The following is a 25025-nucleotide window of genomic DNA, read 5'->3' on the forward strand; positions in this document are numbered from 1 at the left end:
CCGCGCCGCCCTCGACCTCTGGTACATCGAGCACCAGAGCCTGCGCCTCGACCTCCAGATCCTCCTGCGCACCGTCCTGGCCGAAATCACCCGCCGCACCAACGCCTTCTGAACAGAGCCGCACGCCCGACCTCGCGCGTGGCCTGACGGGGCCTCGACTGCGCCGAACGAGCAGGGACGGGACGGGACAGCCGAAGCATCCTCCCGGGGCCGCCCTTCACCAAGCCGATGCGCTTGCGATAGGCTGATGGGTGGCCGATTCACCACCCGCCTTCACGCAGAGCGACGTCCGATGCACGGTTCCAACACTTTCGGCGCCTGGATCGAATCCCTCCGGGGTTCGATCCAGAGGAACATCCATGGGGTCCGCCTGGCCGCCGCCGTGGAAATGAGCAAGCCGCGCACCCGCGGCACCGGCTATGCGCTCTTCGCCCTGGGCATCGCGCTCGGCGTCCTGATCGCGTTCCTGCTCCAGCTCCTGGCCGTTCTGGTCATGATCGCGCTGGGATTTGCCCTCGGCTACGCCGCTCGGTCCTACGTCTCGAAGCGCCGCAAGGACCGCTTCCTGCAGGAGCGGCTGATGCGCTGAGGCAAAGCGGAGGGGCCGTCCCCCTGCGTGACGCTCATGCGAAGCGCCGCCCGGCGCGGGATTCTTCTCGCACGGGTCGTAACGTGGGTGAATGCCGCCCCCCGGCGCGCCGGTCATAGTCGAAGGGCTGGCCGCGTCCCCCCGATGGCCAGTGTGGCCCCGCTCCGCGTTCCCCCCAATCGACCGCGGGTGGGGCCACCCCTGGGGAGAGGTCCGTCGAAACGCGATCTGCGGCCGGGGCTGCCCGCGGGGGCGCTGCCCCCCGACTCGAGCCTCGGCGCGTGTCCTCAGAGCGGGCGCGAAGCGCGCATGCGGGCCAGTTCCATCGCGGCCAGCGCCATGGGGATGCCGATGAGGAGGAGGGCGAAGAGGAGGGCCATGCGTCACCGTCCGGATGCGTCGGGTTGAGGCAGGCTGTCCGGGCACGCAGGGAGCCCGAGGCGAGACCCTGCCCGAGGGATCAGCATCAACGCCGCATCCGGCGCGAGGGTTTCGCGGTTCCGCGAACGCGCGACTCCGACGGGCATGCCCGCCAGGATCCGGTGCGCGTACATCCGGCGTCACCCGATCCGGCGGCATGGCCGTCGCCGGTCTGGCGCCCCAAGGGCGCCACCGGCTTGAGCACACCCTGACGCATCATGGTTAAGGATCGATGAAGGGCCCGGCGTGACGCGGCGCCAGAGGCCGCTGAGCCCGACCGTCGCTCGGTGCCGCACCCCATCTGGGGGGCATGGCCGGCCGGTCCGCAGAAAACGCGCGCCGCCCGGTTGCCCCTGGGCCTGCCCGTGGAGGACCTGGCCTTCCTGGCGGAGGTCGAGGGTCCGATGATCCGGGCCCTAGAGCAGGGAGCCGCCACTTCAAGAATGTCGCCGCCGCGCAAGCTTTGCTATTCGCCCGTCCACAGGAACGGGACGGGGACGAATGACGGCAGAAATCGACACGCGGGTCGGCAGCGCCCGGACCGAGGAAACTCGGGCCGACAAGGCTCGGGCCCTGCGGCTCCGGCGGCTCTGGCGGAGTCACGACACCACGCTGCAATCCAGCGGCCTCGCCCTCGGGCGACCGATCCTGACCACGAAACCCGCGACCGCCCGGCCGGATGCCTCCGAGATCCCGGCACGCGGCCTCACCGCCCGCGAACTCATCAATATGGCGCGCGCCGCGCGGCGCGACCGGGCCTGCCCGGCCGGCCTCGGGTCCCGCACCCCGTCCTGAGGGCCGGAACACCGCCTCGCCGCTCCCGTTGACGTGGCAACAGGGAGTGATGCCGATGGTCGATGTCTCGCAGATCCAGGAACATGCCGACGTGGTCGGCTCGGACGGCGCCCATGTCGGCACCGTCGATCACGTCGATAAAGGTGAGATCAAGCTGACGAAGACGGACGCGGAGGCGGGGGGCCTCCACCATTTCATTCCGGTGGACTTCGTCCAGTCCGTCGAAGGCAACACCGTGCGCCTCGACCGGCCGGCCGACGAGGTCAAGCGGGAATGGTCGACCTCCTGATCGCCCGACCTGCCTGTGCTCAGTCCGTCGGCGACCGGGTCCGCGCATCCGCTCCACCGACCGGAAGGAAGAGAACGCATGGCTGACGTCATCACGGGCGATTTCGGCACGAGCCGGGAGGCCCTCGCGGGCCTGGAGCGCGTCTTCGGGGAAGCGGCGGGCCTGCGCGTCGGCCTGCGCCGCATCGAGGCTCCCCACGGCGACGAGCTTCAGGTCACGGTCGGGGCGCAGGCCCTGTCGGTGCCCCGCCCCGTGGCCGTCGTCCTGGCCAATGCCGCCGGCGAGGACGAGGCGGACCGCATCGGCAAGGCCGTCCTCGAGGCACTCCAGTTGTCCGAGGGCCTGCGCAAAGGGCCCTTCTGAGAAAGCGACCGCTCTGGCCAGGCGCCACCGATCACGGGACGCTTTTGATCTTGCCAGCCGGCGCCCGAACCGCTTTCATTCCCGGGCTGCCCGTGCTGGTCCTCGGGTGATTGGCAACAACCTTCAGCGCCCGCGGCCCACCGGCCTGCGGGCGTTTCTTCTGTCCGGTCGAAGGGCTGCGCTCAATCCACGGCCGCGCCATGCAGCTCCGCGCGGGTGAAGCGCTGCTGCTCGGCCATCACCAGCCCGGCAAGCTCGCGCTTGAGGGCGTTGAACTCGCCCGAGGCCGTGTCGCGCGGGCGCGGAATTTCGACCGTGATGTCGCGCTTGATGCGGCCCGGCCGGTAGGTCATCACCAGGATGCGGTCGGCGAGGTAGATCGCCTCCTCGATCGAGTGGGTGACGAAGATCACCGTCTTGCGGGACTCGGCCCAGATCCGCAGGAGCTCGTCCTGCAGGGTGCGGCGGGTCAGGGCGTCCAGCGCACCGAAGGGCTCGTCCATCAGCATCACGGGCGGGTCCAGCGCCAGGATGCGCGCGATGGCCACGCGCTGGCGCATGCCGCCGGACAGGTCCTTCGGGTAGCGCTTGCGGAAATCCGAGAGGCCGAGGGTGGCCACGATGCGGTCCACCGTCACCGTGGCGTCGGCCCGCGGCACGCCCTGGATGTCGAGACCGAAGCGGACGTTGTCCTCCACGTTCATCCAGGGGAACAAAGCGTATTCCTGGAAGACCATGCCCCGGTCCGGCCCCGGCTCCGTCACCGGGCGCCCGCCCATGCGGATCTGCCCGGCGCTGAGGGGCGTGAAGCCCGCCACCGCGTTGAGCAGGGTGGACTTGCCGCAGCCGGACGGCCCGAGCAGGCAGAGGAACTGCCCCTCCGGCACCGTCGCGGTGATGTCGTCCAGCGCCGGCACGGCGCCGGCGCCCGCCCCGAACACCTTGCTGGCGTGGGCGATCTCGATGTGCGCCGACATGGTGAGGCGTCCCGGTTCAGCGTTCAAGGCCGCGATGCCAGCGCAGGAGGTGGTCGTTGAGGCGCGACATCGCCCCGTCGATGATGAGGCCGAGGATGCCGATGGTGAGCATGCCGCCGATGATCTTGTCCGACCACATGTACTCGCGCGCCTCGAGGATGCGGTAGCCGAGCCCGTCCGAGACCGCGATCATCTCGGCGACGATGACCACGATGAAGGCAGTGCCAATTCCGATGCGCATGCCCGCGAGCACGAAGGGGCTCGCCGCCGGCAGGATCACCCGGCGAAACATCGTCCAGGGCTTCGCCCCGAGGTTGCGGGCCGCGCGGATGTAGATCGAATCCACCTGCCGCACCCCCGCGATGGTGTTGACCAGCACGGGGAAGAAGGTGCCCAGCGCGATCAGGAACAGGGCCGGCGGATTGCCGAGGCCGAACCACACGATGGCGAGGGGAATGTAGGCGATGGGCGGGATCGGCCGCAGGATCTGGAGAAGCGGGTTGAACAGCGCGTAGAGCCGATCGCTGGTCCCGAGGACGAGGCCGACCGGCACCGCGAGCCCGGCCCCGACGCAGAACCCCATGATCACGCGGCCGAGGCTCGCCACCGCGTCGTGCGGCATCTCGCCGGAGAGCATCCAGCGCCAGTGGCTCTCGATCGCCGGGTCGTAGGGCAGGCCGGGCAGGAGGCCGTGATACCATTTCACCGCCACCGCGCTCGGCGGCGGCAGCACGATGGGGGAGAACACGCCGGCCCGGCTGAGGATCTCCCACAGGACGAGGAGGACGAGGGGGACGATGGCGCCGCGAAGCCGGTTCATGCTGCGGTTCAGTTCGTCTTGAGCTCGGCCTTGGCCTTGTCGAGGAGGTCGGTCTTCACCCACTCGGCATCGGATTTCGGCGGGTTCACCATCTTACCGAGGCCGTACTTCATCATGTAGTCGGTCGTCGTCTGCATGTGCCCGGCCGGGACGTCGTAGGTGTACTTCGCGTTGGCCATGCCGTCGCGAAAATCCTGGCTCGAGAGCTGGCCCTTGAACACGGTCTCGCGGACGTACTTCTCGGCCAGCGCCGGATCGTCGATGAAGGCCTTGGTGGCGGCCACGAACAGCTTCAGGACCTTGGCGGCGACCTCGGGCCGCTCGTTGTACATCTTCTCGGTCATCACCAGCGGGCGCACCGGCACGCCGATGGGGGTGTCGTAGGGCTTGACCACCTCGGTGGCGTAGCCGGCGCTGATGGCCTGGGTCGATTGCGGCTCGCTCTGGCAGATCACGTCGACGTATTTCTGCGCCAGCGCCTGGTTCAGGTCGGCGTAGTTGTTGAAGTAGATCAGCTGCACGTCCTTGCCGGCGCGCTCGGACCAGGTCATCCCGTGCTTGTCGAGCTCGGCCAGAAGCATCAGGTCCTGGGTGCCGCCCCGGACGGTGGCGACCTTGAGACCCTTGACGTCCTTCAAGGTCTTGACGGTGTCGAGGTCGGGCCGGCGCAGGATGCGCACGCCGCCATTGGCGAAGCCCGCCACCACGTAGAGCTTCACGCCGTTGCCGCGCGCGGCCACCGCGCCGTCGGCGCCCGAGGCCGAGATGTCGATCTGGTCCACCGCCATGGCGGGATAGATGTCGGCGCCCTTGGCGAAGACCTTCTCGTCGATCTTCAGGCCGTATTTCGGCGCGATCTCCTTCATGTAGGAGATGGCGCCGTAATGGGCGAATTTCAGGTTGCCGAGGCGCACCACGTCCTCGGCCCGGGCGCTGCCGAGGGCCCCCAGGGTCGCGAGAACGAGCAGGGCTGCGCGCGCGGTCGCATGACGCTTGAACATCGGCTTCCTCCGGTCGCGGGTCGTGTCGCCCGCTTCGTCCGCCGCGAAAACGGTCGGTACGGGCTTGAATAAGCGTATTCTGGATTCGAAAGTAAACCCGCCCGGGAGAGAGTTTTGACGGCCATCGAAGCGGATGAAATCGAACGGGTCACCGTGCTGGGCTGCGGCACCCTGGGCGCCAGCTGGGCGGCCCTGTTCCTCGCCCACGGCCTCGACGTGGCGGCCTACGACCCGGCGCCCGGCTTCGCGGCGGCGGCCCTCTGGGCGGTGGAGGCGGCGCGGGCGCAGCTGTCCGAGCTCGGCCTGAACGGGCAGGGCACGCTGCGCTTCCACGACCGTCTGGAGGACGCGCTCGCGGACACGGATTTCGTGCAGGAGAACGCGCCGGAGAACGAGGCGGTGAAGCGCGCGCTGCTCATGGAGGTCGATCGCCGGCTGCCCCCCTCGATCCTCGTCGCCTCGAGCACTTCGGCGATGCTGCGCAGCGCCCTCGTGGCCGATTGCGCCCGGCCGGAGCGGATCCTGGTGGCCCACCCGTTCCACCCGCCCCACCTCGTGCCCCTGGTGGAGATCGTGGCGGGCGACCCCGCCACGGCGGCCCGGGCCGCCGCCTTCTACGCCCGGCTCGGGCGCCGTCCGGTGGTGCTCGCCCGCGAGATGCCGGGCCATATCGCCAACCGCCTCGCCTCGGCCCTCTACCGGGAAGCCGTCAACCTCGTGGCCGAAGGGGTGGCGAGCGTCGCCGACATCGACGCCGCCTTGTGCAACGGCCCCGGCCTGCGCTGGGCCGCGATGGGGCCGCACATGACCTATCATCTCGGGGGCGGGGCGGGCGGCATCCGGCACTATCTCGACCATCTCGGGCCGAGCCAGGTCCGGCGCTGGGCCAGCCTCGGGACCCCGGAGCTCACCGAGGACGTGAAGGACCGGATCGTGGCCGGGATCGCGGCGGAGGCCGCCGGCCGCTCGCTCGCGGTCCTGGCGGAGCGCCGCGACCGTGCCCTCATCGAGATCCTCAAGGCCCGCATCGAGGTGGCGGGACAGGACCCCTGAGCCACCGCACGCCGCCCGATCCCGGATCGGCCCCGCCCGCATTCCCGAAGGCAGACAGAGCGTGAGCGCATCCCGGCCCGAACGATCGCCAGACCTCCGCCCCCTGGTGGTCCTGACCAATCCGATCCATCCGGAGGCCGTCGCCCGACTCACGGGCGAGGCCCGGGTGGTCACCGCCGCGGACACCCGGCCCGAGACCCTGCGCGCCCTGGCGGCCGAGGCGGCGGGCCTGATCGTGCGGGCGCAATTGCCCGACGACATCCTCGACCACGCGCCCCTCCTGCGCGGCATCGTCCGCCACGGCGTCGGGCTCGACTTCGTGCCCCTGGCGGCGGCGACCGCCCGCGGCATCCCGGTGGCCAACCTGCCCGGCAGCAACACCCAGGCGGTGGCCGAGTACGTCTTCGCGGCCCTGTTCCACCTGCGCCGCCAGCTCGGGCCCCTGGACCGGACCCTGCGCGAGGCCGGCTGGCTCCCGGCGAAATCCCGGGCGAGCGATCTCGGCGAGATCGGCGGGACGACCCTGGGCATCCTCGGCACCGGCGAGATCGGCCGCCGGGTCGCCGCCATCGCCCGCCACGGCTTCGGCCTGCGGGTGCTCGGCCATTCCCGAAGCCCGCACACCGCCGGCGGGCTGATCGAGCCGGTGGACCGGGAGACGCTGTTCTCGGACAGCGACGCCGTCGTCGTCGCCTGCCCGCTGACCCCGGAGACGCGCGGGCTCGTCGATGCGGCGCTGATCGGCCGGATGCGGCCGGGCGCGGTGCTGATCAACGTGGCGCGGGGGGCCATCGTGCGGTCCGACGCCCTGGCGGCGGCCCTGCGGGCGGGCGCCATCGCGGGCGCCGCCCTCGACGTGTTCGAGACCCAGCCGTTGCCCGAGGACCACCCCTACCTCGCCTGCCCGAACCTGCTCCTGACGCCGCACGTGGCCGGCACCAGCGCCAACAGCCTGCGGGTGATGGGCCTCGGCGCCGTCGAGGCGATGCTGTGCATCCTGCGCGGCCAGCCGCCGCGCAACCTCGTCAATCCGGTAGTGCCGGCAGCGCCGGCGGTCCGCTGACCCTTCCGTTCCTCGCCCCCCACCGCCCCCCAAGGAAGACACCATGGCTCTCACCAGCGCGATCAAGGGGGTGATCCCGATCGCCCCGACGCCCTTCCACCCCGATGGCCGGGTCGACGAGACCTCCCTCGACCGGATGTCCGAGTTCTTCCTCGGCGCGGGCATCGACGGCCTGACCATCCTGGGCCAGCTCGGCGAGGCGCCCAAGCTCGACCATTCCGAGGCGGTGGCCATCACCCGGCGGGTCATCGGGCGCGTGGACGTGCCGGTCCTCGTGGGCGTCTCGGCCCCGGGCTTCGCGGCCATGCGGTCGCTCGCCCGGGAGGTGATGGAGCTCGGCGCCGCCGGCGTCATGATCGGGCCGCCCAACACCCTGCGCACCGACGACCAGGTGGTGGCGTACTACCGCAACGCGGCCGAGGCGATCGGCCCCGACGTGCCCTTCGTGATCCAGGACTACCCGCTCACCTTCTCGGTGGTGATGACGCCGGCCGTCATCCGCCGGATCGTCACCGAGAACCCGTCCTGCGTCATGCTCAAGCACGAGGACTGGCCGGGCCTCGACAAGATCACCGCCCTGCGCGGCTTCGAGCAGGACGGCTCGATGCGCCACATCGCGATCCTCACGGGCAACGGCGGCCTGTTCCTCGATTTCGAGATGGAGCGCGGCGCGGACGGGGCCAACACCGGCTACGCCTTTCCGGAGATGCTCGTCGACGTCGTGCGCCTGTCACGGGCCGGCGAACGCGACGCGGCCCACGACCTCTTCGACGCGCACCTGCCGTATCTGCGATACGAGCAGCAGCAGGGTCCCCTGGGCCTGGCCGTGCGCAAGTACGTCTTCCAGAAGCGCGGGATCTTCGCCTCGGACGCCCAGCGCAAGCCGGCCGCGAGCCTGTCGGCGCAAGGGCGGCGGGAAGTCGACTACCTCCTGTCGCGCATCGCCCGCGTCGACCCGCGCGCCCGCGTGGCCCCCTGACACCCGGAACCGGACGCGCATCATGAGCACAGGTCTGCGCAAGGGCCTCACCAGCTACGGCGACGCGGGCTTCTCCCTGTTCCTGCGCAAGGCCTTCATCAAGGCGGCGGGCTACTCGGACGACGCCCTCGACCGGCCGATCGTCGGCATCACCAACACGGCGAGCGACTACAACCCGTGCCACGGCAACGCCCCGGCCCTGATCGAGGCGGCCAAGCGCGGCGTGATGCTCGCCGGCGGCCTGCCCATGGTATTCCCGACGATCTCGATCCACGAGAGCTTCGCGCATCCGACCTCGATGTTCCTGCGCAACCTCATGGCGATGGACACCGAGGAGATGCTGCGGGCCCAGCCGATGGACGCCGTCCTCGTCATCGGCGGCTGCGACAAGACCCTGCCGGCGCAGATCATGGCGGCGGCGAGCGTCGACCTACCCACCGTGGTCATCCCCGTCGGTCCCATGGTGGTGGGCCATCACAAGGGCGAGGTCCTGGGCGCCTGCACCGATTGCCGCCGGCTCTGGAGCGCGCACCGCGCCGGCGAGATCGACGAAGACGAGATCGAGCGCGTCAACGGCCGCCTCGCCCCCTCGGTGGGCACCTGCATGGTGATGGGCACCGCCAGCACCATGGCCTGCGTGACGGAGGCGCTCGGCCTGTCGCTGCCGATGAGCGCCACGGTGCCGGCCCCTCATGCCGAGCGCATCCGCATCGCCGAGGCGAGCGGTCGCCGTGCCGCCGAGATGGCGGTTTCGGGCGGTCCGCGGCCGAGCGAACTCCTGACGCCGGCCGCCTTCCGCAACGCCCAGATCGTCCTGCAGGCGATCGGTGGATCGACCAACGGCCTGATCCACCTGACCGCCATCGCCAACCGGACGCCGCACGGGATCGACCTCGATGCCTTCGACGCCCTCGGGCGCGCCGTGCCCGTGCTCGTCGACCTGAAGCCCTCCGGCCAGCACTACATGGAGCATTTCCACTATGCCGGCGGCGTGCCGGCCCTGCTCCGGAACCTCGGAGCCCTGATCGACCTCGACGCCGCCACGGTCGCGGGCGGCACCCTGCGGGACGTGGCGGCGGCGGCCGAAGCGGTGCCGGGCCAGACCGTGATCCGCTCCGCCGACGATCCGATCAAGCCGGTCGGCGCCATGGCGGTGCTGCGCGGCAACCTCGCCCCGCGCGGCGCCCTGATCAAGCACAGCGCCGCGAGCCCGGCCCTGCTCCAGCACACCGGCCGGGCGGTGGTGTTCGGCTCCATCGCCGACATGACGACCCGGATCGACGACCCCGACCTCGATGTCGGGCCGGACGACATCCTCGTGCTCCAGAACGGCGGCCCGAAGGGCGCGCCCGGCATGCCGGAGGCGGGCTACCTGCCGATCCCGAAGAAGATCCTGGCGCGCGGGATCAAGGACATGGTGCGCATCTCCGACGCCCGCATGAGCGGGACGGCCTTCGGTACCATCGTGCTCCACATCACGCCGGAATCCGCCGTCGGCGGTCCCCTCGGGCTCGTCCGGACCGGCGACCGCATCCGCCTCGACACCGCCGGCCGGCGCATCGACGTCCTCGTGGACGACGCGGTCCTGGAGGCCCGCCGCACCGCCCTCGGCCCGACGCAACGACCGGACTGGGCGCGGCGCGGCTACGCGCACCTGTTCTACGGATCGGTGCTGCAGGCGGACGAGGGCTGCGACTTCGATTTCCTGCGCGCCGAGCCGCCGCCGGACGGCGAGGGCTAGGGCCACCATCGTCAGGCCGCGGGGGCGACCGCGGGGGATGCCGGCTGCCGCGTGAGGACGAAGAAGCCGAGGGCGGCGGCGGCGATGACGGCGCCGAACGCCGCCGCGATTCCCAGCACGAGGCCGAAGCCGCCCCGGTCGTGCAGGAGGCCGATCAACGGCACCACGAACCCGCTGACGGTGAAGCCGAGGAAGTAGCGCACGCTGTAGGCCCGGGCGCGGTAGAGCGGGGGCACGTAGCGGGCCACCATCGCGTCGTTGATCACGACCTGTCCGTAGAGCGCCGCCATCGTCAGCACGAGGCCGGCCAGAAGCGGCACGCCCGTGCTCGCCGCCGCGAGGCCGAGGCCGAGGGGCTGCAGGATGGACAGGCCGAGGAAGAGGACCGGCAGGCTGTAGCGGTCGATGAGGCGGCCCATCAGCAGTTGAGTCAGGGCACCGAAGGCGAAGACGAGGGTGGCCACCGATCCGATCAGGAACAGGGGCAGCCCGTTGCCGACGCGCTCGTCGACCACCTTGGGCAGGGCGATCGTGGTGATGTTGAAGGTCATCCCGCCCGCCACGACCGCGAAGGCGAACACGCAGAGGAGCGGGATCGGGCGCGCGACCGGGAGGACGGGCTTGCCCCCGGCCCGGCCCTGCGATCCGGCGCCGTCGCCCGGCACGAGGGCCAGGAACGCCGTCCCGCAGGCAAGGCAGACCAGGCCCGGCACCACGAAGGCCGCCTGCCAGCCGAACGCCGTGGCGAGGAGCGCCGTCACGCCCGAGGCCGTGGCGGCCCCGAGATTGCCCCAGACGCCGTTCACGCCGAGGTCGCGCCCCAGGCGCCGGGCATGGCTCACCAGCATGGTGGAGCCGACCGGGTGATAGATCGCGGAGGCGAGCCCGAGCATGCAGAGCCACACCAGGAACGCCGTCGGACTGCCCGCGCTCGCCACGCCGAGGCAGGACAGGCCGTAGCCGAAGAAGAAGATCGCCAGCAGGGTGCGACGCCCGAACCGGTCGGCGAGCCAGCCCATCGGCAGGGCGCAGAGCCCGAAGGCCACGAAGGCGCCGGTGGCGAGCGGGATCAGTTCGCCGTAGCTCCGGCCCGTCTGCGCCGCGATCGCGATCACCGCGGTGGGGTAGATCAGCAGGACGAAGTGGTCGAGGGCATGCGCCACGTTGACGAAGCGCAGGGTCCGGCGGGACAGGGTCTCGGCGTCCATCGGTCGGTCCTCTCCTCCGGCAAGCATCCGCGTCGGCTGCGCCTCGTGCTCAGACACCGGCAGCCTTCCGCAGGGACTTGCCTCCCGTTTACCTGACCCGTTGAATGACGTCGGGCCGAAGGCGTACGCGATCGGGCCAGGGAGACGCCGATGCGTTCGATCCGGGCGGAGGATTACCAAGGCTGTCCCGCGCGCGGTCGCGGTGATGCCCAAGACCTTCGCGGCCGGCAGCGGCACGGACCGGCACCACCATCCGCGAGCCCAGCTTCTCTACGCCACCGCCGGCCTGATGATGGCGACGGCCGAGGACGGGACCTGGGTCGTGCCGGAAGGCCATGCCCTGTGGATTCCGCCAGGCCTTCCGCACGCCGTCGTCATGCACGGGGATGTGGCGATGTGCTCGGCCTATCTCGCGCGGGAGGCGATCGCCGGCTTTCCGAGCCGGGCCCGGGTCATCGAGGTCTCGGCCCTCCTCGCCGCGGCGCTGGCCGCCCTGACGAACGAGCCGGTGCTCTACGACGAGGCCGGCCGGAGTGGGCACCTGGCAGCCCTCATCCTCGACGAGATCGGACGCGCCCCGGAGACACGCCTGACCCTGCCCCTGCCGCGCGATGCCCGGCTCCGGCGAGTCTGCCTCGGAGTGATCGACGATCCGGCCGGAGCGCTCGATCTCGATGCCTGGGCCGCGCGGGCGGGCCTGAGCCGCCGGACCCTGACGCGGGGATTCCGCCGGCAGACGGGGCTCACCTTCGGGCAATGGCGGGCCAGGGCCCGGGTCGTGCGAGCCCTGGCCCTGGCGGCCGATGGGTGGGCGCCGCGCCAGGTCGCCGCCTCGGTCGGCTACCGCAGCCTCCAGGCCTTGCGGGACCGGACGGCGGCCCTGGTCGGGAGCGCGCGGGACACCTGACGGGATCTCCCGTCCCGGAGGCGGCGTCCGGTCCCGCCCGCGAAGCGCACGAAAACGCCCGCCCGGGCGAGACCGGGCGGGCGTCCTGATGGTGCCGTTGGCGTCAGGCGATCAGCAATCGTCGCCCTTCTTGCCGATCTCCTGGTTGGCGCCGGCATTGTTCATGGCGCCCACCGTCCCGGGCGAGGCCGGCTGCTGGCCACCCGCGAGGTTCTTGCTGGACGTGCCGACACCGCCGCCCTGGTCGTTCTTGCCCTCCGAACCGGGCTTGTCGCCGACCATCTGGTTGGCGCCCACGTTGTTCATCGCGCCGACCGTTCCGGGGGAGGCGGGCTGCTGGCCGCCCGCGAGGTTCTTGCTGCCCTGGTCGGCCGTCGAGCTCTTGTCGTTCATGGTCTGCTGACCCGGGCTGGTGCCCTTCGTCGAGCCGGTGTTGCAGGGCGCGGCGAGCGCGGTCCCGGCCGTGATCGCGAAAATGGCAGCGGCGCCGGCAATCGTCGAGAATTTCACGTGGCGTTCCTCCGGAGATGTTATCGAGAAGTATAATTCTGTGCCCTGGGATCGGTTCCCCGACCGGATGGATCGTCCGGCAATAGAAATTGCCAACATATCTCTGCCCGCCCGTGTGAGATCGCCCGAACTCCGGCGCCGACCGCCCCAGATCCTGTCGGCGGTGCCGCTCTATGTTCGCAGCCAAGATCCTTTCGCAGCCAAGATCGTTCGACCGGCGGCTCGGCCGACGCGCCTGTCGAGGCCCCCCGCGGAGCCGCCCCTCCGTTCTGTCTCCACCGATCGATCCTGTTTTCGGGACCGGAGCGGTGCCGGCGGCGCGGCGCCCCCCCGGATGAGGCGGGGAGCCGGGCCAGCCCGATCCGGCGGAATCGCCCACCGGCCGACGCAAAGATCCGCTAGAGCCTGGGCATCCGGCCCGACGCCGCGAAGAGGTCCGCCATGTCAGAATTCCTGCCCGAAGCCGTGCTGAAAGCCTACGATCCCCAGCCCGCCGCGGACCTGCTGCTGGCGGCCTATCGCGCGGGGCGGCAGCTCGGCGAACTGCCCGAGGCCGTCCGTCCGCGCACGATGTCCGAGGGCTACGACGTCCAGGACCGGCTCGTGGCGGCGCTCGGCGCAGAATTCGCCGGCTGGAAGCTCGCCATCGGCAGCCACAAGGGCAAGCGCAGCTCGGGGGTCGGCCGCTCCATCGCCGGGCGGGTACTGCGGGACCGGCTCCATGGCGACGGGGCCGAACTCCGGATGCCCCATGCCGGGGCGGTGACGATCGAGTTCGAGATCGCCTACGGGATCGCCCGCGACATCGCCCCCGACGCCCCCGTGGTTCCGGCGGCCGAGGTCGTCGGCGAAACCCGCGCGGCGTTCGAGCTCGTGCTGTCCCGCTACGTCGATCGGCGTGCCGTCGGCTGGCCGAGCTTCGCGGCCGACAATTCGGCCTTCCAGGCCCTGGTGCTCGGCCCCGTGCTGGCCACGGGAGACCTCGCCGAAGTGGCGCGCGGCCTCGTGGTCGAGGTCGACGGCGTGGAGCGGGTGCGGGCCGTGACGGGGGAGGACGAGACCGATCCCCTGGCCGCGCTCACGGACCTGATGGCCGTGGCGCGCGAGCGCGGCACGACGATCCCGGCCGGCAGCCTCGTCTCCACCGGCACGCTCTCGGTGCCCTTCGACCTGACCGGCCCGGGCCGGATCACGGCTCGGTTCCTCGGCCAGAGCCTCGGGTTCACCCTCCTGCCGGTTTGACCGGGTCGCCCGAGGGGCGCTCGGCCTCCGCCGCGCGCCGCGCCGCGCAGTCCGCCCGGATCTCGGCGCTCGACGCTCCGAGGGCCGGCGGCATGCGGCGGACGGGCAGGCGCTCCCCGTCGAGGCGGTAGGGCGGGGCGAGGACGTAGGCGGTGGGATCGGCGTCGCCGCCCTGGGGCAGCACGAGGTTGCCGGCCCGGGCCCTGTCGGAGGTCAGGGCCTCGTGCAGGCCCAGCACCTCGCCGCAGGGGATGCCGGCCGCGTCCAGCCGGGCGATGAGATCGGCACGGGTCCAGCGGGCGAGCTCGGCCTCGATCGCCGGCAGGAACTGCGCGCGGTTGCGGGAGCGCTCCAGGTTCGTGGCGAAGCGCGGGTCCGCGGCGAGGTCCGGCCGCTCCAGGACCCCCTCGCAGAGGCGGCGATACTGCCCGTTGTTGCCCACCGCCAGCACGATGGGTCCGTCGCCGGCCTGGAACACGCCGTAGGGGGCGATCGACGGATGGGCGTTGCCGGCGCGGGCGGGGTCGTGCCCGCGCACCATCGCCTCCAGGCCGCAATAGGCGGTGAGCGCCAGGCCGCAATCGAACAGGGCGAGTTCGATGTGGCGTCCGCGCCCGGTGCGCTCGCGCTCGAACAGGGCGGCGAGCACCCCCTGGGCCGCGTATTGCCCGGTGAAGAGATCGACCGCCGCGAGGCCGAACTTCAGGGGCGGGCGGTCGGCCTCGCCGTTCAGCGCCATCAGGCCGGCCTCGCCCTGGACCACGATGTCGTAGCCGGGCCGCGTCGCCTCAGGCCCATCCGAGGCGTAGCCGGAGATCGAGCAGTAGATCAGGCGCGGGTTCTCGGCGCTCAGGTCCGCGTAGCCGAGGCCGAGGCGGTCGGCGCCGCCGGTCTTGAAGTTCTGCACGACCACGTCGCAGGTGCGGGCGAGGTCGCGCGCCACGGCGAGGCCCTCCGGGGTGGCGAGGTCGAGGGTGATCGAGCGCTTGTTGCGGTTGGCGGCGTCGAAGTACGAGGTGTTGGTGGCCCCCGTGCGCAGGCCCCAATCGCGGGTGTCGTCGCCGCGCTCCGGGTGCTCGACCTTGATCACCTCGGCGCCGAGGTCGCCGAGGCACATGGCGCTCCAGGGCCCGGCGAGCACGCGCGAGAGGTCGAGCACGCGGATGCCGTCGAGCGGCAGGGGCCGCGCAGGGGAGCGGGAGCCGTCGTCGCGCGCCGTCGTCTCGGCCATGGTCGGTTCTCCCTCTCGCGCGGGCGGCATCCGTTCCGGCATCCGGAGCGCCGCTTCAAGCCGCGCCTGTCTATCAGGTTTCGGTCCCGATCCCGGAACCGATTCCGGGCCGGACAGGTGGCCTCTCCGACGGAGCCTGTTAGGGTCGCGAAAACACAGAAACCCGAGGAACCGCCCATGAACGCCCCGACGCGCCCGCCCGGCTCCGCCGCGCCCACCGCCCCCGCCTCGGCGAGCTTTGCCTGGGACGATCCCTTCCTCCTCGACGACCAGCTCAGCGACGACGAGCGCGCCATCCACGAGGCCGCCCGGGCCTTCGCGCAGGAGGAGCTCCTGCCCGGCATCGTCGAGGCCTACGCGCAAGAGACCAGCAACCCGGAGCTGTTCCGGAAGATGGGCGAGCGCGGGCTCCTCGGCGTCACCCTGCCGGAGGCCTATGGCGGCGCCGGCGCGACTTACGTCGCCTACGGCCTCGTGGCCCGTGCCGTCGAGGCGGTGGATTCCGGCTACCGCTCGATGATGAGCGTGCAATCCTCCCTCGTGATGTACCCGATCCACGCCTACGGCTCGGAGGCGCAGCGCCAGAAATTCCTGCCCAAGCTCGCCTCGGGGGCGTGGATCGGCTGCTTCGGCCTGACCGAGCCCGATGCCGGCTCGGACCCGGCCGGCATGACGACGAAGGCCGTGAAGACCGACGGGGGCTACCGCCTGTCGGGGGCCAAGACGTGGATCTCGAACGCGCCCTTCGCCGACGTCTTCGTGGTCTGGGCCAAGTCCGAGGCGCATGAGGGCGCGATCCGGGGCTTCATCCTGGAGAAGGGCATGCCGGGTCTCTCCGCGCCCACCCTGAAGGGCAAGCTCTCGTTGCGCGCCTCCACCACGGGCGAGATCGTGATGGAGGACGTCGAGGTCGGCGAGGACGCGCTCCTGCCGAACGTCTCGGGCCTGAAGGGGCCGTTCGGTTGCCTGAACCGGGCCCGCTACGGCATCGCCTGGGGCGCCATGGGGGCGGCGGAGGATTGCTGGCACCGGGCCCGGTCCTACACCCTGGAGCGCAAGCAGTTCGGCCGACCGCTGGCCCAGACCCAGCTCGTGCAGAAGAAGCTCGCCGACATGCAGACCGAGATCGCCCTCGGGTTCCAGGCCGCCCTGCGCGTCGGGCGCCTGTTCGACGCGGGCCGGATGGCGCCCGAGATGATCTCGCTGATCAAGCGCAACAACTGCGGCAAGGCGCTCGACATCGCCCGGGTCGCCCGCGACATGCACGGCGGCAACGGCATCATGGGCGAGTACCACGTGATGCGTCACGCCCAGAACCTCGAGACGGTGAACACCTATGAGGGCACGCACGACGTCCATGCGCTGATCCTCGGCCGGGCGCAGACGGGCCTGCAGGCGTTCTTCTGACGAAGCGGGTCGGGACGCCGCGGGTCCACATCCGCATCACGCTGCGTCCCTGGTCTTCCCCGGAGAGGACTGGCATCGTTTCCCGGGGGGAGGACACCGCGCCGTGGCTCAGAGGGACGTGATGCCGTCGCCACCCCGGCGCCTCGGTCGCCCGCCGCGCGGGACCGAGGGCGACGTGCTGCTGCGCGTCCTCGACGCCGCCCGGGTCGTGTTCCTCACCGAGGGCTTCGAGGCGGCGAGCATCGATGCCATCGCGGGCTCGGCCGGCCTCTCGAAGAAGACGATCTACGCGCGCTTCGCCTCGAAGGTCGATCTGTTCGAGGCCGTGTGCGTGCGCTTCATCGAGGAGAACGTGCCCTCCATCGAGAAGGTGGCGGCGGAAGCCGGATCGGTGGAGGAGCGCCTCCACCGCATCGCCCTGGCGATCCTCGAGACCGTGGTGACGCCGGACTGTATCGCGTTCCGGCGGGTGATGGTGGCCGAGGCCGGACGCTTCCCGGAATTCGCCCGGGCCCTCCACGATTTCGGACTGGCGCGGGTGGTGCCCCTGGTGGAGCGCTGCCTGGAGGACGGCGTGCGCTCCGGTGCGATCGCGGTGGACGACGTCCGGCACGCGGCCGATGCCTTCCTGGGCCTGACCATCCGGGGTTTCGTCGACCGGACGGAGCTGGGCCTGGAGCGGCCGGGCATGACCCACGTCAAGCGCGCGACGCTGAAGCGCTCGCTCGACTTCTTCCTGCGGGCGTGCCGGCCCTGACCCGGGTTCAGACGGCCTGCGGGGCGGGGCGCCGGAGGCCGGCCGCCAGGGGCAGCGCGCCCGCGCAGAGCGCCGCCATGCTCCAGAACGCATCCGCCCCGAACCGCCCGTAGAGCCACCCGGACAGGCCGGTCAGGACGGTGTTCGCGAGCCCGAGGCCGAGGGTCGCGTAGAGGGCCTGGGCGGTGGCGGCGCCACGGGCGGGTACGAGGTCGGCGAGGAGGCGCATGTTGGCCAGGTGCAGCAGCGCGAAGGTGAAGCCGTGCAGGGCCTGGCCGATCGCCAGCATCGGCACCGCCACCGTGGTCGCCAGGATCGCCCAGCGCAGGATCCCGGCGCCGGCCGCCAGCATCGCCGCCCCGGCGGTGCCGAGGCGCTCCAGCAGCCAGGAGCCGCACAGGACGAACACCACGACCTCCGAGAGCACGGCCAGGGACCAGAGCAGGCTGACGGTGCCGGGGCCGAGGCCCGCCGCCCGCCAGCGGATCACCGCGAAGGCCTCGTGCAGGGCGTGGCTGCCGATGACGAGGGCCGCCACCAGGAGCACCCGCCGGAAGAGCGGCACCGCGAGCAGGGCGCGCAGGGTGGTGCGGGTGGGCGCTTCCGGAGCCGGGGAGCTCGGGTGTCCGGTCCGCGGGGCCGCGGGCACCCGGCGGACGGCGAGGGCGGTGAGCAGGAACAGCAGCCCGCTCGAGACCAGGATGCTGGGCAGGCCGCCCCAGGCGACGGCCTGCCCGGACACCAGGGTCGCCAGGATGAAGGCGGCCGAACCGGCGCCTCGGACCCAGCCATACGCGAAGGTCCTCTCCCGCTCCATCGCCGCGAGGGTGAGGGCATCGGCCAGGGGCGCGAGGGCCGCGAGGGCGAGGGCCTGCGCAAGGCCCAGGACGAGGAGCGCGGGGAAGCCGTGCCCGAGGAGGGTGGCGAAGGCCAGGAGCCCGGCGGCGGCGGCTCCGGCGGCGAGGACAGCCCGGGTGGCGTCGAGGCGATCCGCGATCCGCCCCGCCACCGGTCCGGCCACGAGGCGCATCAGCGTCCCGCCTGCGAGCACGATGCCGATCTCGGAGGCGTCGAGCCCGCGGTCGCCGAGGAAGCTCGGCAGGAACGGCGACACCATCCCGTAGGCGGCGTAGAGGCTGCCCTGCAGGAAGACGAAGGCCGGGAAGGCGCCGAGGCCGGACCGGGCAGGGGGAGCGTGCATCCGTCCAGCCTCCCTTACCCACTCCGGGTCTCGGACGCCGCGTCCGGTTCCTCAGGGTGCCTTGATCCCTCAGGGTGCCTTGGCGGGCGGGAAGGCGGTGCCGGGGCAGTTGGCGGCCAGTCCCGTCTCGCCGATGCGGTCGGGCGCGCAGGCGGGGATGGCCGGACGTCCGCCATTCTCGATGCGCGCCTCCTGCAGGCGATCATACTTCCAGAACCCGAGGCCGATCACCACCAGGATGGCGAGGAGGGCGGCGCCCGCCAGGGGCAACCAGCGCGGCATCAGCGGGCGCTCGCGCCGGCTTCCGGCACCGGCTGGGTGTGGGCGGTGTCGCCGTGCTTGACGAAGGTGAACAGGATCACCCCCGCCAGGAGAGCGACGGCGGCGATGAAGACGGGGAACAGGCGACGCATCGGGAGGAGACCACTTTGGTAGGACGACCCGTCGGAATCGCGCCGGCGGGTGTGGGTAACGCGCGGGCCGGGCCCGGGGTCGCAGGGCGGGGCATCACAAATTCGGCGAAGCGCGGCGGGGCGCCCGTCAGGCCAGGGTCGCGACCCGCTGGCCGGCCTCGCCGTAGCCGAGCCGCGCCCCCTCGCGGTTGACGATCCCGAAGCGCAGGGTCGCCTCCTCGAGATAGTCGATGGCCGCCACGAGGGCGCTTCGCGCCGGCTCCACGGCCTCGGGCTCGTCGTCGGGCGGCGTCTCGGCGAAGTTGACGGCGGCGATGAGCACCCGGTCGCGCTCGTCCTCGATCCGGCGGTCGCGCTCGACGCGGCCCCGGATGTCGGCGTCGAAGGCCGCCACCACGGCGAAGGGGAAGTCGTCGCGGCGCGATCCCCGCGGATAGGCCAGGGTCAGGCGACGGGCGAGGTCGGCCGCACGCCGGACCTGATCCGCGAGCTTGGCCTCAGTAAACTTGCCGTCCATGGGACTCTCCGGCGCCGACGGGGCCGTCGGCGCGGGGGCAACGCACCGCATCCGGTCCCCGGTTCCGGCCGTGCACCAATGCCGCTCCGCCGCGTTATCGCCCCATGACCGATCCAGCCTCGACCGATTCCGCACCCCGCCTCGGCTTCTGCTGCAAGTTCATCCTCGAGCCACCGTCCGAGCCCTTCAAGACCCTGAAGGCCGCCCGCGAGGCGACCCTGCAGATGAACCTCACCCACGCCACCATGGCGCACCTGAAGACCCTGGCGCCCACCGCGCGCCGGGACAAGCTGGAAGGCCTCGTGCGCCACAACCTCGGCGCCCTGGAGCGGCAGGTGGCCTGGGTCGCCGCCCGGCCCGCGATCGAGCGCCTGCTGCGGATCGCCAGCAACGTCCTGCCCGGCTACACCCACGCGGTGGCGCGGGACCTCTATGCCGAGCCCGAGATGCGCCGCCTCGTCCAGGACGGCCTCGCCCGGATCGGCGCGATCGCCCGGGCCGGTTCGGTGCGCCTGAGCTTCCATCCCGGCCCGTTCTGCGTCATCGCCTCGCAGAACCCGGCGGCCCAGCGCAACGGCATCGAGGAGCTGGAGCACCATGCCGAACTCATGGCGATGCTCGGCTACGGCCAGGGCTGGCATCCGCACGGGGCCCACATCAACATCCATGTCGGTGCCCGCGACCCCGGCATCGCAGGGTTTCGCGCCAGCCTGCCCAAGCTCTCGCAGACGGCGCGCGATCTCCTCACCGTCGAGAACGACGAGAATTTCTTCGGATTGGACACGGTGCTGGAGCTGGCCGACGTCGTGCCGGTGGTGCTCGACCTGCACCACCACTGGGTCGAGAGTCGGGGTGCGTACATCGAGCCCGACGATCCCCGCGTCGCCCGGGTGCGCGAGTCCTGGCGGGGCGTGCGCCCCGTGGCCCATATCAGCGTCTCGCGCGAAGCCCTGCTGGAGGGGCATACGCCCGACACCCTGCCGGACTTCGCCGCCCTGACCGAGGCCGGTCACAACTGGCGCGATCTGGCCGCCCATTCCGACATGATGTGGAACCGGGCCGTGAACGCCCTGGTGGCCCGCCACATGGCCTGGGCGGATTTCGAGATCGAGGCCAAGTCCAAGAACATCGCCTCGGCCGGCATCGCCGCCGAGATCGCCGCGACCCTGCCCACGGCGCAGATCGAGGTGGCGGCCTGACGGGGCCCTCGGCCGCGCAGCGCGCGTTTCAGCGCGCCGCTCAGTGCCCGTGGTCGTGCCCGTCGGGCTCCGGCAGGGTCAGGCCGAAATGGCTGACGAGGTCCTGCACCTGCCCCGGCGAGAGGTGGCGCGGGTTGAGGTTGCGCAGGAGCAGGTAGAGCTTGGCCGTCTCTTCCAGCTCCTCGGTCGCGAAGACCGCGTTCTCCAGGGTGGAGCCGGCCACCACCGGGCCGTGGTTAGCCAGCAGCACCGAGGCGTAGCGGCCGGCCAACCCCCGGATCGCGTCCGCCACCGCCGGGTCGCCGGGCCGGTAATACGGCACCAGGGCCGTGGCCCCGGCCCGCATCAGGTAATACGGCGTCAGCGGCGGCAGTACCGCCTTGGGGTCGATCTCGGGCAGCATCGACACCGCCACCGCATGGGTCGAGTGCAGATGGACGATGGCGCGCGCCTCCGTGCGGCTGTCGTAGAGCGCCGCATGGAGCGGGATCTCCTTGGTGGGCGCGTGGCCCGAGACCAGGGCGCCCTTCGCGTCCAGGCGTGAGATCGTGCCTGGGTCGAGGAAGCCCAGCGACGCGTTGGTCGGCGTCACCAGCCAGCCGCCGTCGTCCAGGCGCAGGGAGATGTTGCCCGACGAGCCCGGCGTCAGGCCGCGCTCGAACAGCGAGCGGCCGAACCGGCAGATCTGCTCGCGAAGCTTCGATTCGCTCATGAAATCCCTTCAGGTCACGGGAGGAGGGGGCGATCTCAGGCGGTGGCGCCCGCGATCAGTTCGTAGCCGAGATCGACGGTCTCGGCCGGGCCGTCGGCGGCGAGGCGCTCGGCGGCGGCGGCGCCGATCTCCAGGCGCGGCGTGCGGATGGTGGTCAGCGGCTGCGGCAGGGCGGCGGCGATGTCGAGGGCGTTGAAGCCGAACAGGGCGAGGCGTCCCGGCACCGCGATCCCGTCCGCGAGACAGTGGAAGTAGCCGCCCAGCGCCATGTCGTCGTTGGAGAAGTAGACCGCATCGAGGTCGGGCCGGCGGCCGACCAGCCGCGCCAGGGCCTCCCGCCCGGCAGCGGCCGAAGAGGGTCCGGACGCGATCTCGCGCTCCGCCAGGGGGCAGCCCGCCTCCCGAAGGGTTTCGCAGAACCCCGCGAGCCGCTTGGCGGCGCGGAGATCCTGCGTGATGTCGTGGCCGACGAAGCCGATGCGGCGGTAGCCCCGTGCCAGCAGGTGCCGGGCGCTGTCGCAGCCCACCGCCCGGTTGGAGAATCCCACCACGATGTCGAGGCCGGCCCCGTCGGTGTCGATCATCTCGACGATGCGAATGCCGCTCGCCCGCAGGCGGGCGAGCGCGCCGGGCGTGTGTTCCAGGCCGGTGACGATGAGGCCGGCGGGACGCCAGGAGAGGAGGGCGCCGATCAGCGCCTCCTCCCGCTCCGGGTCGTAGTCGGAGACCCCGATCACGCTCTGGAAGCCGCCGCGGTCGAGGACCGCCGTGGCGCCCCGCAGGAGGTCCGGGAACACGATGTTGGTGAGCGACGGGATCACAATCCCCACGAGCTTGGCCCCCGCCGTGGAACCGGAGCCCGCCAGCATGCCGGCCAGCCGGTTCGGCACGTAGCCGAGACGCGCCACCGCCTCCGCGACCCGGTCCTGCGTGCGCTTCGAGAACGAGCCCTGGTTGCGCAGGACGCGCGAGACCGTGCTCTCGCCGACTCCGGCTTCGCGGGCCACGTCGGACAGGGTCACGAGCCGGCGCTCCGGCTCGTGCAGGGACCTCTGGACGTTCATCGTCGACCTTCATCTCCGGTCCCGGGCTGCACAGCCCATAGCAAGCTTAGTTGGCCGCAACAATGAGATTGGCAGCGCTGCCATCATCTGTTACGCAAGATGCAAGCGCTGCCACAACGAGTAGTGCCGCAACAAGATGGTGCAACGCCAGAACGGCGACGTGCAACGCGCGCCGGCAGGAGGAAACATGAGCGTTCAGGCCGCAACCGCGCGGGGCGTCGATGCGCCCGCGGCGGATTTCGTCGAACAGACCTATCGCAAAGTGTTCTGGCGGCTCGTGCCGTTCCTGATGCTCTGCTACGTGGTCGCCTATCTCGACCGCGTGAACGTCGGCTTCGCCAAGCTGCAGATGTCCCAGGAGCTGGGCTTCAGCGAAACCGTCTACGGCCTCGGCGCCGGCCTGTTCTTCATCGGCTACTTCCTGTTCGAGGTGCCCTCGAACGTGATCCTGCACCGGGTCGGCGCCCGGGTCTGGATCGCCCGCATCATGATCACCTGGGGTATCATCTCCGCCGGGTTCATGTTCGTGAACTCGGCCACCTCGTTCTACATCATGCGCTTCCTGCTCGGCCTGGCCGAGGCGGGCTTCTACCCGGGCGTGATCCTCTACACCACGACCTGGTTCCCGGCCCATCGCCGCGCCCGCGTGATCGCCGTGTTCATGTCGGCGATTCCCGTCTCGGGCATCTTCGGCAACCCGCTCTCCGGCTGGATCATGGACGCCTTCAACGGCACCTACGGCCTGTCGGGCTGGCAGTGGATGTTCCTGATCGAGGCGGTGCCGGCGGTGCTGGTGGGTCTCGCGGTGTTCTTCTACCTCGACAACCGCCCCTCCGAAGCCAAGTGGCTCACCGCCGCCGAGAAGCAGGTCATCGAGCGCGACATCGCCGCCGACGGCGCCGGCAAGGAGCAGAGCCCCCACTCCATCGCCACCGTGTTCCGCAACGGGCGGATCTGGTTCATGAGCCTGATCTACTTCGCCTTCGTCACCGGCCAGTACGGACTGACCTTCTGGATGCCCACCATCGTCAAGGCGTCCGGCATCCAGGGCAACCTGAACATCGGCCTCGTCAGCGCGATCCCGTTCCTGTTCGCGGTCTTCGTGATGATCCTGCTCGGCCGCAGCGCCGACCGGATGCGCGAGCGCCGCTGGCACCTCATCGTCCCGGCCCTCTGCGGCGCGGTGGGCTTCGTGGTCGCCGCCAGCACGGGGAGCACCGTCGTGGCCATCGCGGCGCTCGCCGTGGCCGCCGGCGGCGTGCTCACCTGCGCACCCCTGTTCTGGTCCCTGCCCACCGCCTTCCTCAGCGGCGCGGGGGCGGCCGCCGGAATCGCGCTGATCAACTCGGTGGGCAACCTCGCGGGCTTTGCCAGCCCCTACGTCATCGGCGCCCTGCGCGATTCCACGGGCAGCACCGCCGCCGGCATGTACGCGCTGGCCGGCATGCTGGTGATCGGCGCGGTCTGCGTGTTCGTCACCCCGAAGCAGGTGGTCAACCGCTGAGACGGCTGCGCCGACGGCCGGCGGCTCCGAAGCCCGCACCGTCATCCCGGGGCGCCGCAGGCGAGCCCGGGATGACGGGATGGGTCGCAGCACCGTCGTTTCGATTTGCCCGCTCCGATCCCTCCCTCCCATGAACAGGTCCCCATGAGCATCAACACCCAGACCCAGCGGGCCGCCGTGATCGGCCTCGGCTCCATGGGCGCCGGCATGGCCGGTTCGCTCCTCCGGGCCGGCTTCGCCGTCGCGGCCTGCGACGTGGACGCGGACGCCGTCGCGCGCTTCGCCGCGACCGGCGGGCAGGCGGCGGCGAACCCCGCGGCGGCGGCGGAGGGCGCCGACGTCGTGGTCTGCGTCGTGGTCAACGCCGCCCAGACCGAGGCCGTGCTGTTCGGGCCCGGCAGCGCTGCAGAGACCATGCGGGCGGGCGCGGTGTTCGTCTCCTCGGCGACCATGGACCCGGCCGTCGCCCGGCGCCTCGCGGCCCGCCTGGAGGAGACCGGCCGCCACTACCTCGACGCGCCGATGAGCGGCGGCGCCGTCCGCGCGGCCGAGGGCGAACTCACCTTCCTGGCCTCCGGCACGAAGGCGGCCTTCGACGCGGCCCGCCCAGCCCTTCACGCCATGGCCGGCAAGCTCTACGAGCTCGGCGACGCGGCCGGGCAGGGTGCCGCCTTCAAGATGATCAACCAGTTGCTTGCCGGCGTGCACATCGCCGCCGCCAGCGAGGCCATGAGCTTTGCCGCCAAGCAGGGCTTGGATCTCCACAAGGTCTACGAGGTTATCACGGCGTCGGCCGGCAATTCCTGGATGTTCGAGAACCGCATGCCGCACGTCCTCGACGGCGATTACAGCCCGAGAAGCGCGGTCGACATCTTCGTCAAGGATCTGGGCATCGTGCAGGACATGGCGCGGGCGGAGACATACCCCGTGCCGGTGGCCGCCGCCGCGCTGCAGATGTTCCTGATGGCGTCCGGCTCCGGCATGGGCCGGGACGACGACGCCTCGGTGGCCCGCCTCTACGCCCAGGTGGCCGGCGTCACCCTGCCGTCGCCCAAGGCCTGAA

The 25025-nt window shown here is 71.5% G+C and carries 27 protein-coding genes; 15 read left to right on the top strand and 12 right to left on the bottom strand.

The window, feature by feature from the left end:
* The first annotated feature begins 292 nt into the window (after positions 1 to 292).
* The 4 genes from ASF18_RS03190 (at position 293) to ASF18_RS03205 (ending at position 2456) form a co-directional block, all read left to right on the top strand.
* The gene (locus ASF18_RS03190) at positions 293 to 589 is read left to right on the top strand and encodes a hypothetical protein (RefSeq protein ID WP_056349444.1); all 297 of its coding nucleotides are present in this window, start codon (positions 293 to 295) and stop codon (positions 587 to 589) included.
* A gap of 921 nt (positions 590 to 1510) precedes the next feature.
* Positions 1511 to 1804, top strand: a complete 294-nt coding sequence (locus tag ASF18_RS03195) for a hypothetical protein (protein WP_056349447.1) — start codon at positions 1511 to 1513, stop codon at positions 1802 to 1804.
* 55 nt (positions 1805 to 1859) lie between these two features.
* The gene (locus ASF18_RS03200) at positions 1860 to 2093 is read left to right on the top strand and encodes a DUF2171 domain-containing protein (protein ID WP_056216583.1); all 234 of its coding nucleotides are present in this window, start codon (positions 1860 to 1862) and stop codon (positions 2091 to 2093) included.
* Between the two features lie 78 nt (positions 2094 to 2171).
* Complete coding sequence (locus tag ASF18_RS03205) at positions 2172 to 2456, top strand: hypothetical protein (RefSeq protein WP_056349449.1); 285 nt, start codon at positions 2172 to 2174, stop codon at positions 2454 to 2456.
* A gap of 182 nt (positions 2457 to 2638) precedes the next feature.
* On the opposite strand, the gene ASF18_RS03210 is transcribed toward ASF18_RS03205, so the two are convergent.
* The 3 genes from ASF18_RS03210 to ASF18_RS03220 are packed head-to-tail and all read right to left on the bottom strand — an operon-like array spanning position 2639 to position 5254.
* Complete coding sequence (locus tag ASF18_RS03210; RefSeq protein ID WP_056349454.1) at positions 2639 to 3433, bottom strand: ABC transporter ATP-binding protein; 795 nt, start codon at positions 3431 to 3433, stop codon at positions 2639 to 2641.
* A gap of 16 nt (positions 3434 to 3449) precedes the next feature.
* The gene (locus ASF18_RS03215) at positions 3450 to 4253 is read right to left on the bottom strand and encodes an ABC transporter permease (protein WP_056349457.1); all 804 of its coding nucleotides are present in this window, start codon (positions 4251 to 4253) and stop codon (positions 3450 to 3452) included.
* 8 nt (positions 4254 to 4261) lie between these two features.
* Positions 4262 to 5254, bottom strand: a complete 993-nt coding sequence (locus tag ASF18_RS03220) for an ABC transporter substrate-binding protein (protein ID WP_082487023.1) — start codon at positions 5252 to 5254, stop codon at positions 4262 to 4264.
* 114 nt (positions 5255 to 5368) lie between these two features.
* On the opposite strand from ASF18_RS03220, the gene ASF18_RS03225 reads away from it, so the two are divergent.
* From ASF18_RS03225 to ASF18_RS03240, 4 genes are all read left to right on the top strand, one after another.
* The gene (locus ASF18_RS03225) at positions 5369 to 6307 is read left to right on the top strand and encodes a 3-hydroxyacyl-CoA dehydrogenase NAD-binding domain-containing protein (RefSeq protein ID WP_244472554.1); all 939 of its coding nucleotides are present in this window, start codon (positions 5369 to 5371) and stop codon (positions 6305 to 6307) included.
* Between the two features lie 61 nt (positions 6308 to 6368).
* Positions 6369 to 7370: an NAD(P)-dependent oxidoreductase gene (locus ASF18_RS03230; protein WP_056349460.1), complete on the top strand. Its 1002-nt coding sequence runs from the start codon at positions 6369 to 6371 to the stop codon at positions 7368 to 7370.
* Between the two features lie 43 nt (positions 7371 to 7413).
* Positions 7414 to 8349: a dihydrodipicolinate synthase family protein gene (locus ASF18_RS03235; protein ID WP_056349462.1), complete on the top strand. Its 936-nt coding sequence runs from the start codon at positions 7414 to 7416 to the stop codon at positions 8347 to 8349.
* A 22-nt stretch (positions 8350 to 8371) separates the two neighbouring features.
* Entirely contained in the window at positions 8372 to 10090 is a 1719-nt protein-coding gene (locus ASF18_RS03240; protein WP_056349466.1) for an IlvD/Edd family dehydratase, read from the top strand.
* Positions 10091 to 10101: 11 nt separating this feature from the next.
* Here ASF18_RS03240 and ASF18_RS03245 read toward each other — a convergent pair whose 3' ends face one another.
* Positions 10102 to 11298 carry an MFS transporter gene (locus tag ASF18_RS03245; protein WP_056216599.1) on the bottom strand — a complete coding sequence of 399 codons (1197 nt, stop codon included), beginning with the start codon at positions 11296 to 11298 and terminating at the stop codon, positions 10102 to 10104.
* Between the two features lie 205 nt (positions 11299 to 11503).
* Between ASF18_RS03245 and ASF18_RS03250 the strand changes: the two genes are divergently transcribed.
* A complete protein-coding gene (locus ASF18_RS03250; RefSeq protein ID WP_056349470.1) occupies positions 11504 to 12205 on the top strand; it encodes a helix-turn-helix transcriptional regulator in 702 nt (233 codons plus the stop codon).
* A gap of 111 nt (positions 12206 to 12316) precedes the next feature.
* Here ASF18_RS03250 and ASF18_RS03255 read toward each other — a convergent pair whose 3' ends face one another.
* Positions 12317 to 12715: a hypothetical protein gene (locus ASF18_RS03255; protein ID WP_056216603.1), complete on the bottom strand. Its 399-nt coding sequence runs from the start codon at positions 12713 to 12715 to the stop codon at positions 12317 to 12319.
* A 441-nt stretch (positions 12716 to 13156) separates the two neighbouring features.
* Between ASF18_RS03255 and ASF18_RS03260 the strand changes: the two genes are divergently transcribed.
* Positions 13157 to 13957 (top strand): fumarylacetoacetate hydrolase family protein, encoded by an 801-nt coding sequence (locus tag ASF18_RS03260; protein ID WP_056349474.1) that lies wholly within the window; start codon positions 13157 to 13159, stop codon positions 13955 to 13957.
* Here ASF18_RS03260 and ASF18_RS03265 read toward each other — a convergent pair.
* The gene (locus tag ASF18_RS03265; RefSeq protein ID WP_056349476.1) at positions 13938 to 15188 is read right to left on the bottom strand and encodes a CoA transferase; all 1251 of its coding nucleotides are present in this window, start codon (positions 15186 to 15188) and stop codon (positions 13938 to 13940) included. The two genes, ASF18_RS03260 and ASF18_RS03265, sit on opposite strands and share 20 nt — an antisense overlap.
* 177 nt (positions 15189 to 15365) lie before the next feature.
* On the opposite strand from ASF18_RS03265, the gene ASF18_RS03270 reads away from it, so the two are divergent.
* Both ASF18_RS03270 and ASF18_RS03275 read left to right on the top strand, forming a co-directional pair.
* Positions 15366 to 16595 (top strand): acyl-CoA dehydrogenase, encoded by a 1230-nt coding sequence (locus ASF18_RS03270; protein WP_056271125.1) that lies wholly within the window; start codon positions 15366 to 15368, stop codon positions 16593 to 16595.
* 103 nt (positions 16596 to 16698) lie between these two features.
* Complete coding sequence (locus tag ASF18_RS03275) at positions 16699 to 17352, top strand: TetR/AcrR family transcriptional regulator (RefSeq protein WP_156389826.1); 654 nt, start codon at positions 16699 to 16701, stop codon at positions 17350 to 17352.
* Between the two features lie 7 nt (positions 17353 to 17359).
* Here the strand turns inward: ASF18_RS03275 and ASF18_RS03280 are convergent, their stop codons facing one another.
* From ASF18_RS03280 to ASF18_RS03290, 4 genes are all read right to left on the bottom strand, one after another.
* Positions 17360 to 18553 carry an MFS transporter gene (locus ASF18_RS03280; protein WP_056349481.1) on the bottom strand — a complete coding sequence of 398 codons (1194 nt, stop codon included), beginning with the start codon at positions 18551 to 18553 and terminating at the stop codon, positions 17360 to 17362.
* Positions 18554 to 18622: 69 nt separating this feature from the next.
* Positions 18623 to 18835: a hypothetical protein gene (locus tag ASF18_RS03285; protein ID WP_056271132.1), complete on the bottom strand. Its 213-nt coding sequence runs from the start codon at positions 18833 to 18835 to the stop codon at positions 18623 to 18625.
* The gene (locus ASF18_RS25005; RefSeq protein WP_274533606.1) at positions 18835 to 18966 is read right to left on the bottom strand and encodes a hypothetical protein; all 132 of its coding nucleotides are present in this window, start codon (positions 18964 to 18966) and stop codon (positions 18835 to 18837) included. The genes ASF18_RS03285 and ASF18_RS25005 overlap by 1 nt, the downstream gene beginning before the upstream one ends.
* Positions 18967 to 19093: 127 nt before the next feature.
* Positions 19094 to 19483 (bottom strand): hypothetical protein, encoded by a 390-nt coding sequence (locus ASF18_RS03290; protein ID WP_056216618.1) that lies wholly within the window; start codon positions 19481 to 19483, stop codon positions 19094 to 19096.
* Positions 19484 to 19587: 104 nt separating this feature from the next.
* Here ASF18_RS03290 and ASF18_RS03295 point away from each other — a divergent pair, with 104 nt between their 5' ends.
* Positions 19588 to 20682: a UV damage endonuclease UvsE gene (locus ASF18_RS03295; protein WP_056349484.1), complete on the top strand. Its 1095-nt coding sequence runs from the start codon at positions 19588 to 19590 to the stop codon at positions 20680 to 20682.
* Between the two features lie 40 nt (positions 20683 to 20722).
* On the opposite strand, the gene ASF18_RS03300 is transcribed toward ASF18_RS03295, so the two are convergent.
* Both ASF18_RS03300 and ASF18_RS03305 read right to left on the bottom strand, forming a co-directional pair.
* Entirely contained in the window at positions 20723 to 21394 is a 672-nt protein-coding gene (locus ASF18_RS03300) for an aldolase (RefSeq protein WP_056349486.1), read from the bottom strand.
* 35 nt (positions 21395 to 21429) lie between these two features.
* The gene (locus ASF18_RS03305; protein WP_200917496.1) at positions 21430 to 22440 is read right to left on the bottom strand and encodes a LacI family DNA-binding transcriptional regulator; all 1011 of its coding nucleotides are present in this window, start codon (positions 22438 to 22440) and stop codon (positions 21430 to 21432) included.
* 205 nt (positions 22441 to 22645) lie between these two features.
* Here ASF18_RS03305 and ASF18_RS03310 point away from each other — a divergent pair, with 205 nt between their 5' ends.
* The gene (locus ASF18_RS03310) at positions 22646 to 23962 is read left to right on the top strand and encodes an MFS transporter (RefSeq protein WP_056349489.1); all 1317 of its coding nucleotides are present in this window, start codon (positions 22646 to 22648) and stop codon (positions 23960 to 23962) included.
* Positions 23963 to 24106: 144 nt separating this feature from the next.
* On the top strand, positions 24107 to 25024 hold the full coding sequence (gene ltnD, locus ASF18_RS03315; protein WP_056349491.1) for an L-threonate dehydrogenase: 918 nt from the start codon (positions 24107 to 24109) through the stop codon (positions 25022 to 25024).
* Position 25025: the final 1 nt, after the last annotated feature.

This window comes from Methylobacterium sp. Leaf89 (genome assembly GCF_001422215.1).
In the GTDB taxonomy this organism is placed as follows: Bacteria; Pseudomonadota; Alphaproteobacteria; order Rhizobiales; family Beijerinckiaceae; genus Methylobacterium.

Excerpts from the sequence above, each read along its gene's own strand:
- ASF18_RS03190 (WP_056349444.1), top strand. The coding sequence starts at position 293 with ATGCACGGTTCCAACACTTTCGGCGCCTGGATCGAATCCCTCCGGGGT.
- ASF18_RS03195 (WP_056349447.1), top strand. The coding sequence starts at position 1,511 with ATGACGGCAGAAATCGACACGCGGGTCGGCAGCGCCCGGACCGAGGAA.
- ASF18_RS03200 (WP_056216583.1), top strand. The coding sequence starts at position 1,860 with ATGGTCGATGTCTCGCAGATCCAGGAACATGCCGACGTGGTCGGCTCG.
- ASF18_RS03205 (WP_056349449.1), top strand. The coding sequence starts at position 2,172 with ATGGCTGACGTCATCACGGGCGATTTCGGCACGAGCCGGGAGGCCCTC.
- ASF18_RS03210 (WP_056349454.1), bottom strand. The coding sequence starts at position 3,433 with ATGTCGGCGCACATCGAGATCGCCCACGCCAGCAAGGTGTTCGGGGCG.
- ASF18_RS03215 (WP_056349457.1), bottom strand. The coding sequence starts at position 4,253 with ATGAACCGGCTTCGCGGCGCCATCGTCCCCCTCGTCCTCCTCGTCCTG.
- ASF18_RS03220 (WP_082487023.1), bottom strand. The coding sequence starts at position 5,254 with ATGTTCAAGCGTCATGCGACCGCGCGCGCAGCCCTGCTCGTTCTCGCG.
- ASF18_RS03235 (WP_056349462.1), top strand. The coding sequence starts at position 7,414 with ATGGCTCTCACCAGCGCGATCAAGGGGGTGATCCCGATCGCCCCGACG.
- ASF18_RS03240 (WP_056349466.1), top strand. The coding sequence starts at position 8,372 with ATGAGCACAGGTCTGCGCAAGGGCCTCACCAGCTACGGCGACGCGGGC.
- ASF18_RS03245 (WP_056216599.1), bottom strand. The coding sequence starts at position 11,298 with ATGGACGCCGAGACCCTGTCCCGCCGGACCCTGCGCTTCGTCAACGTG.
- ASF18_RS03250 (WP_056349470.1), top strand. The coding sequence starts at position 11,504 with ATGCCCAAGACCTTCGCGGCCGGCAGCGGCACGGACCGGCACCACCAT.
- ASF18_RS03260 (WP_056349474.1), top strand. The coding sequence starts at position 13,157 with ATGTCAGAATTCCTGCCCGAAGCCGTGCTGAAAGCCTACGATCCCCAG.
- ASF18_RS03265 (WP_056349476.1), bottom strand. The coding sequence starts at position 15,188 with ATGGCCGAGACGACGGCGCGCGACGACGGCTCCCGCTCCCCTGCGCGG.
- ASF18_RS03270 (WP_056271125.1), top strand. The coding sequence starts at position 15,366 with ATGAACGCCCCGACGCGCCCGCCCGGCTCCGCCGCGCCCACCGCCCCC.
- ASF18_RS03280 (WP_056349481.1), bottom strand. The coding sequence starts at position 18,553 with ATGCACGCTCCCCCTGCCCGGTCCGGCCTCGGCGCCTTCCCGGCCTTC.
- ASF18_RS03285 (WP_056271132.1), bottom strand. The coding sequence starts at position 18,835 with ATGCCGCGCTGGTTGCCCCTGGCGGGCGCCGCCCTCCTCGCCATCCTG.
- ASF18_RS25005 (WP_274533606.1), bottom strand. The coding sequence starts at position 18,966 with ATGCGTCGCCTGTTCCCCGTCTTCATCGCCGCCGTCGCTCTCCTGGCG.
- ASF18_RS03290 (WP_056216618.1), bottom strand. The coding sequence starts at position 19,483 with ATGGACGGCAAGTTTACTGAGGCCAAGCTCGCGGATCAGGTCCGGCGT.
- ASF18_RS03295 (WP_056349484.1), top strand. The coding sequence starts at position 19,588 with ATGACCGATCCAGCCTCGACCGATTCCGCACCCCGCCTCGGCTTCTGC.
- ASF18_RS03300 (WP_056349486.1), bottom strand. The coding sequence starts at position 21,394 with ATGAGCGAATCGAAGCTTCGCGAGCAGATCTGCCGGTTCGGCCGCTCG.
- ASF18_RS03310 (WP_056349489.1), top strand. The coding sequence starts at position 22,646 with ATGAGCGTTCAGGCCGCAACCGCGCGGGGCGTCGATGCGCCCGCGGCG.
- ltnD (WP_056349491.1), top strand. The coding sequence starts at position 24,107 with ATGAGCATCAACACCCAGACCCAGCGGGCCGCCGTGATCGGCCTCGGC.